Source organism: Bartonella sp. AA89HNZF (genome assembly GCF_042196905.1).
Classification (GTDB): Bacteria; Pseudomonadota; Alphaproteobacteria; order Rhizobiales; family Rhizobiaceae; genus Bartonella.
This window is the reverse complement of record NZ_JBHIRD010000037.1, coordinates 1-6955: the sequence shown is the minus strand read 5'-3', so window position 1 is coordinate 6955 and position 6955 is coordinate 1. Positions and strand designations below refer to the sequence as shown.

Below are 6955 nucleotides of genomic sequence, written 5' to 3'. Positions count from 1 at the left end.
TTGTGGGCTTTATTCCACGCTGCATTCGCTGTGCTTTTTGCATTTTCCACCTCACTACGCGCTTGCTCCGCATCATGTTTGGCATAACCTGCTGTCTGTTTGGCTTCTTGTGCTATTTTCTCGGCTTCTTCCGCTTTACGCTTCGCCTCTTGTGCTATGCCCTTCACCGCTTCCCCACTCACCTGCCCTGCCGTCTCTCCTGAACGCACCGCAGACTCTGCTACCGCTTTCGCTTCCAAAGCTATTCTAGAGGCTTCTGTTGTGCTCTGTTGGGCTTGCTCCGCTTTCGCTATTGCACTATCTGCTGCACTTTTCGCTTCTAAGGCTATCGCTTTGGCATTACTTGCCTCTTCTTTTGCTTCTTCTGATACGCTCTTCGAAGAAGTCGCTGTTTGATTTGCTTCATTCGCAACTCTCTCTACACTTTCTGCTTTAACCTTTGCTTCTTCTGATAAACTTTTAGCATTAGAGGCTGTTTGACTTGCTTGTTCACTCGTGGATTTCGCTTCAGTCGCAACAGTCTTTAAACTTTCCGCTTTAGATTTCGCATCGCTAGCCTCTCTTACAGCTTGCTCTACTTTCTCTGTTGCTCTATCCGCTACATTCTTGGCTTCTTCTGCTGTGCTCCTCGCTGTATTCGCAACTGTAACAGCGCTTTCTGATGCTACTTTGGCTTCCTTAGCTACACTCTCTGCTGTCTCTGTCGCTGTCGCTACCGATTGTTTTACTTCCTCCACTAAACCTTTTGCCTCAACAGCTGTCGTTTTACTTTCATTGGCTAACGTTGCTGCCTGATCTGCTACTTTCTTCGCTTCAGCGGCTTTAGACAGTGCTTCTGAGGCATCTTGTTGCGCTGTTGATGTCTCTAACGCCTGTTTGGCTTCTTGCGCCATAGTCTTGGCTTCAGAAGCTGTGATTGTCGCATCATCCGCCTTCTTTTCCGCTCTTGCGGCTTTCTCTTCTGCCGTCTCTGCTGTGCTCTTAGCTTCACTCGACTTCGTTAACGCTTCTAAAGCTTTTTGCCCGATCTCATCACCAGCCTGTTTAGCTGTGGTAGCGGTCGATAATGCCGTTTCTGCAATACCTTTCACTTCTTCAGAAATATTCTTGACATCATTGACTAAGGTAAGCGCTGTAGATGCTTTATCCTTCGCTGCATTCGCTTCTGTAAGCGCATTGGTAGAGGCATTTTGGGCTTCTGTTGCAAGTTGTTTGGCTTCTTCTGAGAGTGTCTTAGATGACTCTGCTATCTGTTTGGATTCTCTTGACTCCGTTAATGCCTTCTCTACTGCCGTTTGTACTTGAGACGCTGTTTTTGTAAGTTCTCTAACAGAAGATGTCGCCCGTTCCGATAAACCTTTTGCTTCTTCGGCAATATCCTTCGCATCAGCGGCTGTCTGTTTGGCTCCATCTGCCTTCATACTTGCTTGTGTCGCTACTGTCTTAACTTCATGACACGTTGCTACCGCTGTTTCGGCTACTTGCGTCGTCTCTGTTGCTGTTTGGGAAGCATCTCTCGCTGTTTGTTCTGCACGTTCAGCAATGGATTTCGATTCATCGGCTAATCTCTTTGCTTCTGTCGAGACATGGACGGCGTTCTCACTTGCCTGCTTGACCTCTACAAAACTTTGCAATGCCGTAGCCAATGAACCTTTCGTACTACTTATTTCCCCTGTAGCTCTATCAAATCCTGCCTTCGCCTCTTCTGCCATTTGCTTGGCGGCATCAGAGGCACTCTTGGCTTCTTCGGCTAATCCCTTGGCTGTATCTGCTGTATCTTTTGCAAGATTAGCCGTTGTTGTTACTGCTGTAATCGCTTCACCCGTTTTGGTAACTTCGCTAAGCGCTCTTTCCGATACTTTTTTCGCCTCTTCTGCAACCTGTTGCGCGCCATTCGCACGCGCCATGGCTTTTTCCGACTCTTGTCTTGCATTAACAACCTGCTCTAACGGCGCAAAGGTTTCATACGAATACAAAGAGGCCGTCCCTAAAAGCTTCGGAACAACAACGCTGTCTTGCGAAGTCCCTTCTCTGATTTCCTCTTTCGTTGCAACAGGTATCAAATATTCATGTTCATGATCGGGTATCTTCATCTGTTTTCGTCCTCACATCATTCAGAGCACTTCGTCTAATGAACACTCTTTCAAATCTTCAAACTCTTCTCTTAAGGTCTCTAAGCGCTTCTCTAAATCTTTCAGTGAACCATCAAGCTCTGTTTTCAAAGCGGCTTTCAGTAAATCAGAAACGCCAGTAAGCGGCGCATGTACAAAACCTCCCCCAGAATACAAAACGACCCGTACTTGAGACGGGTCGCTAATCTCTGATATCGCAAACGGTTTTAATGACATTTCAACTCCTCATGTCTTGATCCCATAAATTACACTCACATTAACGGGGCGCGTTTCAACACCACCAACCCTCTCTGCCATGAGATGATGTTCATGATGCTCTCTGTCATTCAGACCTTCTGTTATAGGCGTTGAATAATATAAAAAATTAGCAAAGGGGCTCCTGATAAACCAAGGTAAACGCGGCGGCTTGTCTTTTTCTGTAAACCTACAACACACTGATTTATAATGATAATTCACTGTTTTGTATGTTGAATGAGAGTCTCGAATAACGTAAGATTCTCTCATTTCAAGTCTGTTTATATTGAATCAAACAAACCCATTTGCTTGCACGGCATAAGCGGGGCTGGCGTGTGGGTAAAACTGTATAAGAAAGGAATGAAAATGGTTCTTATGAATCGTCTTAACGCAAGGGCTGTCGCAACATTGGGAGCTGGCAAATATAATGATGGTGCCGGCTTGATCCTCCATAAGCGTAAAGATGGTGGTGCTCAATGGCTTTATCGTTATACCATTCACGGTCGGCGCCGTGAAATGGGCTTGGGCGCCTTAAGACATGTCTCTTTAAAAAAAGCCCGTGAATTGGCAAACCAATGGCGTGCTGTTTTACATGAGGGTCGTGACCCCATTAAAGAACGCGATAAACAAAAGCGTGAGGCAATGCGTAATCTTCATTATTTAAAAAACATTGCTTTAGATGCTTTTGAAAGCCGTAAAGCTGAATTAAAAAGAGATGGTAAAGCTTGTGATTGGTTTTTACCATTACGCCTTCATATTCTCCCTAAATTGGGCTGTCTGCCCGTTTCAGAGATTACACAAACAGAGATACGCAATACCCTTGCTCCTATCTGGCATACAAAAGCTGCAACAGCAGAGAAAGCACTAAATCGTCTTAATCTTTGTCTCAAACATGCGGCTGCATTAGGGTTAGATGTTGATTTACAAGCAACAGAAAAAGCACGCGCGCTCTTAGGTAAACAACGTCATAAAACCACTAATAGACCTGCAATGGATTGGAAAGATGTTCCCGCCTTTTATCAGTTACTCTGTAAAACACAAAACATAACACAACTGGCTTTGCGCTTGCTTATCCTGACAGGCGTTCGTACCAACCCTTTGCGTCATATTCGTGAAGATCAGATTGAAGATGATGTATGGACTATTCCTGCTGAGAATATGAAAGGTTTGCGTGACGCTACAACAGAATTTCGCGTACCTCTATCATCTGAAGCGCTAAAAGTGATTAAACAAGCCCGTTGTATTTCCAAAAGTAATTTCATTCTGTCTTTTTCCGGTCGTGCTCCCCTTGCTGAGAATTGTATGGCAAAATATATGAGAGACAATAAACTTGAAGCCTGCCCGCATGGTTTTCGCTCTAGTTTACGCAATTGGCTTGCTGAAACAACCGATGCTCCCTATGAGGTCGCTGAAACCATTCTAAGTCATACAGTAGGAGGTAAAGTAGAGCGTGCCTATCGTCGGACTGACTATTTAGAACAGCGCCGCGTTTATATGGATAAATGGGCGGCTTATGTCACGGGTCAATCTTAAGATATGGGGTGAATAACCCCATGATCTGTGGATAACTTTCTCTCTCTTCTCTCTCATTCTCTCTCAATAAGACTCATAAATTATCACATCAGAAATTATATGATAAAATATTGTTTTCTATGAATAAAACATCTTTCTAAATGAACCAAAATGTGGTTAATAAATAGTTATGATTTGTTACCATTTTTTGATAGAAAGGATTTTAGTATGACAGAAAATGATATTCTTTTGACAGACCGTGAAAGTGCAAAATTGCTTCATATGAGTGTCTCAACATTCCGCCGTCATGTAACCAATGGCTCTCTCCCAAAACCTTTAAAATTTGGTTTTTTGTCCCGTTGGTTACAATCGGATCTTATCAATGTCATCGAGCAAGCAAAACAGCAACGTCAAAGTGACGCGGCATAAAAAAAACCTTGTCACGTAAGGACGGACAAGGCTTTCTCAAACTCATCACCCTAGAGATAGCACAATCCGTCCTGTGACGCAACGTTATAGGATTTACAATGATGTGTTCTTTTAAGAATGCGCAAGGTATCACACGTGCCTTGCGCGGGGTTTGGCATGGGCGTTATGGAACAGCCCGTTGCCCTGCTCATGATGATAGGCTGCCTAGTTTATCTATTTCTAATGGAAATGATGGGCGTTTATTGCTCTATTGTTATGCTGGCTGCTCTTTTAGAGAGATCATACAAGCGCTTATTAGAATTGGCTTGCTTGGAAAACAAGCTTATGCTCACACGCTCTCTTTCTCAAAACAGTTTTGTGCTGATCTCAAACGAGTAAAACAGAAAGCAGAGAGAGCAAAAGCAATTTGGCAACAAAGCCAACCAATCAAAAATACTTTAGCAGAAACCTATTTACGCATGCGGGGGATCATGTGTGATTTGCCTGCTGATTTACGCTTTTACGACAAATGTCTACACCCCTCTGGGGGTACATTGCCCGCGTTGATTGCTCTTGTTAAGGGGGCTGGCTCCTTTGCCATTCATAGAACCTTTTTAAAAAACAATGGCTGCAAAACAGATCAAAAACCAGCTAAAGCCATGTTGGGTTCTATCACGGGTGGTGGGGTGCATTTAAGTCAAGCCAATCCAAAACATCTGGTCATTTGTGAGGGCATTGAAACCGGTCTGGCTCTGCTGTCTGGGTTGTTAACAGAGCCCGTTGATTTATGGGCTTCTCTTTCAACCCTATGAAAATGCAAAATAGATATAAAATATCTATTCTAATAGTACCTATTGAAGAAACAGTAAAAATACATTACATTAGAACTACTTTGTAACACATTAAGTGGTCGTAAAATGGCTGAGACAACATTTACCTTTCGCGTCGATGATGTATTAAAAAATGAATTTTCCAAAGCAGCAAAGGCGTGTGATAGATCTGGTGCACAATTATTGCGCGATTATATGCGCGATATCGTAAAAGAACAAAAAGAAAAAAGTGCATACGATTTATGGTTTCGGGAACAAGTTCAATTAGGGATAAATTCTGCTAATGCAAGTGATATAATGTCTTCTGAAGAAATCGAAGCAGAAGCAAAAGAATGGCGCTTAAAGACACAAAGTAAACTAGATAGATCAACTTTATGAAGCTAATTTGGACACAAGTAGCACACGTTGACCGCAAAAAGATACGTGAATACATATCACAAGATAATCCTTCCGCTGCCTTAAAGTTTGATCAACTTTTATCTGAAAAAGTAGAAAAACTTGTTAAATTTCCTACCCTTGGTCGTTTAGGACGAATTGTAAATACACGTGAACTTATTGTACATCCAAATTATATCATGATTTATGATATTTCAAATGGCGTTGTGCGTATTTTACGTGTGCTCCATACAAAGAAAAAATTTCCTTAATCAACTGTATTTTTATTTATTTGCTAATTGAAGCAAATTATTTTCTACAATACTGCGCTCCGTATCAGTAAGTAATGATAGATTACTATTTTTATAATATTGCGAATATGATTGCATAATGCACTTTGCACACCGCTTAGTTTCTACTCGTAAAAATAATGATGATACTCTTGGTAAATGACGTTTTATCGTCAATGATGTGACCGTTGAAAAGCTTGGGGAACTCTTAAAAGAAAACCCCCGTGGTCTCTTAATGGTGCGTGATGAATTGGCTGGCTTTTTAGCCAATCTAGAAAGAAAGGAATATCAATCAGACCGCGCCTTTTATTTAACAGCTTTTAATGGCGATGATCAATTTACTTATGACCGTATAGAGCGTGGAACCATTTTTATCCCTTATGTCACTTTATCCATGATTGGAGGCATTCAACCTTCACGCATTATTCCGCTCATTCAAGCCATACACCGTGGAATAAACGATGACGGTTTATTGCAACGCTTTCAAATGATTGTCTGGCCCGATGACAATAAAGAGTGGCAATTGGTTGATAAACCGCCCAATCAAGAGGTCTGGCAAAAGTATGAAGGGGTATTTCGCTCTTTTCGTGATAAACGCTTAGGTTCTCCCGAACAACCACTGATCATGCGTTTTTCTGCTGAAGCACAAGTGAAGTTTTATGAATGGTTAGAGCATCTTCATAAAGAGGCAAAAGGAGGTAGTTACTCAGAAAGCTTACAATCGCATCTTTTAAAAATGCCAAAGACCATAGCAAGTCTTGCGTTGATTTTTGAACTTCTTGACACTGGTCGTTTAGAAATTGGACTCTATGCCATCACAACAGCGTTGCGTTGGACAAGTTATCTGTTAAGTCATGCCAAAAGACTTTATGCGGCGGGGGATACATTAACAGCAGAGCGTGCAAAATTAATTGTCGAGCGTTGTGATTGTTTACCCGATGTTTTTACAGCAAGGGATGTTTATAAACGTGATTGGAAATATTTAACAGACAATCAAACCGTTAAGCAAGCTTTAGAGCTTTTATGTCGTTGTAACTATATTCGTGAAATCTCTGGAGAGAATAACTCCCAAGGCGGTCGACCTACCATACGTTATGAATGGCACCCTTTAGTGAAAAGTCATAAGACATCACACTGAGGCAATTTGGAAATCTTATAAAACATTAAACAATAT

Annotated in this window: 5 protein-coding genes and 4 pseudogenes; 6 read left to right on the top strand and 3 right to left on the bottom strand. The window is 42.0% G+C overall.

Going from position 1 to position 6955, the window contains the following annotated elements; translation table 11 throughout:
* The 3 genes and pseudogenes from ACFIN0_RS09225 to ACFIN0_RS09215 form a co-directional block, all read right to left on the bottom strand.
* Positions 1–2093, bottom strand: a pseudogene (locus ACFIN0_RS09225) (hypothetical protein); the annotation flags it as partial.
* Between the two features lie 21 nt (positions 2094–2114).
* Complete coding sequence (locus tag ACFIN0_RS09220) at positions 2115–2348, bottom strand: hypothetical protein (protein ID WP_375702387.1); 234 nt, start codon at positions 2346–2348, stop codon at positions 2115–2117.
* Positions 2349–2357: 9 nt separating this feature from the next.
* Positions 2358–2555: pseudogene (locus ACFIN0_RS09215) on the bottom strand (phage tail protein); the annotation flags it as partial.
* A gap of 177 nt (positions 2556–2732) precedes the next feature.
* Between ACFIN0_RS09215 and ACFIN0_RS09210 the strand changes: the two are divergent.
* The 6 genes and pseudogenes from ACFIN0_RS09210 to ACFIN0_RS09185 form a co-directional block, all read left to right on the top strand.
* Positions 2733–3899 carry a tyrosine-type recombinase/integrase gene (locus ACFIN0_RS09210; protein ID WP_375612608.1) on the top strand — a complete coding sequence of 389 codons (1167 nt, stop codon included), beginning with the start codon at positions 2733–2735 and terminating at the stop codon, positions 3897–3899.
* Between the two features lie 207 nt (positions 3900–4106).
* Complete coding sequence (locus ACFIN0_RS09205) at positions 4107–4307, top strand: AlpA family transcriptional regulator (RefSeq protein ID WP_011180791.1); 201 nt, start codon at positions 4107–4109, stop codon at positions 4305–4307.
* A gap of 98 nt (positions 4308–4405) precedes the next feature.
* Positions 4406–5092 (top strand): annotated as a pseudogene (locus ACFIN0_RS09200) (virulence-associated protein E); the annotation flags it as partial.
* A 111-nt stretch (positions 5093–5203) separates the two neighbouring features.
* Positions 5204–5494: a CopG family ribbon-helix-helix protein gene (locus tag ACFIN0_RS09195; protein WP_375610963.1), complete on the top strand. Its 291-nt coding sequence runs from the start codon at positions 5204–5206 to the stop codon at positions 5492–5494.
* Positions 5491–5763 carry a type II toxin-antitoxin system RelE/ParE family toxin gene (locus tag ACFIN0_RS09190; RefSeq protein ID WP_375610964.1) on the top strand — a complete coding sequence of 91 codons (273 nt, stop codon included), beginning with the start codon at positions 5491–5493 and terminating at the stop codon, positions 5761–5763. The genes ACFIN0_RS09195 and ACFIN0_RS09190 overlap by 4 nt, the downstream gene beginning before the upstream one ends.
* A gap of 181 nt (positions 5764–5944) precedes the next feature.
* Positions 5945–6919, top strand: a pseudogene (locus ACFIN0_RS09185) (DUF3987 domain-containing protein); the annotation flags it as partial.
* Positions 6920–6955: the final 36 nt, after the last annotated feature.

Excerpts from the sequence above, each read along its gene's own strand:
- ACFIN0_RS09220 (WP_375702387.1), bottom strand. The coding sequence starts at position 2,348 with ATGTCATTAAAACCGTTTGCGATATCAGAGATTAGCGACCCGTCTCAA.
- ACFIN0_RS09210 (WP_375612608.1), top strand. The coding sequence starts at position 2,733 with ATGGTTCTTATGAATCGTCTTAACGCAAGGGCTGTCGCAACATTGGGA.
- ACFIN0_RS09205 (WP_011180791.1), top strand. The coding sequence starts at position 4,107 with ATGACAGAAAATGATATTCTTTTGACAGACCGTGAAAGTGCAAAATTG.
- ACFIN0_RS09195 (WP_375610963.1), top strand. The coding sequence starts at position 5,204 with ATGGCTGAGACAACATTTACCTTTCGCGTCGATGATGTATTAAAAAAT.
- ACFIN0_RS09190 (WP_375610964.1), top strand. The coding sequence starts at position 5,491 with ATGAAGCTAATTTGGACACAAGTAGCACACGTTGACCGCAAAAAGATA.